The 307-nt window shown below is 55.7% G+C and carries 1 protein-coding gene; it reads right to left on the bottom strand.

Annotated elements, in window-relative coordinates; genetic code table 11:
• The coding region (locus tag HA630_RS00055; protein ID WP_371809163.1) for an Lrp/AsnC family transcriptional regulator at positions 1-149 on the bottom strand (149 nt) is incomplete at its 3' end.
• Positions 150-307 lie beyond the last annotated feature (158 nt).

The raw sequence follows: 307 nt of genomic DNA, 5'->3' as shown, positions 1-307 counted from the left end.
GCCTCCAGCCGGCGCACCCGCCGCAGCGCCGTGGCCGGCGACACCCCGCAGCGCTCGGCCAGCCGGTGGTTGGGCTGGCGGGCGTCGGTCTGCAGTGCGTTCAGCAGACAGAGGTCGACCGCATCGATGGAATTTTCATTCAAATTCATTGTATTTATGTTGTTAAATTTTTTTCGATGTGTGTACTGACGGGATATTGCATCAACATAAAGAAAAAGACCACAAATTTCTTCTGTGCCGGCCTAGCATCGCGCCATTCGCAGTGAATCAAACAGGGGTGAGACCATGTGTGGAATCGTCGGCGCGG

Source organism: Aquabacterium sp. A08 (assembly GCF_011742065.1).
Note: the sequence above shows the minus strand (reverse complement) of the source record. Positions and strands in the feature narration are given on the sequence as shown.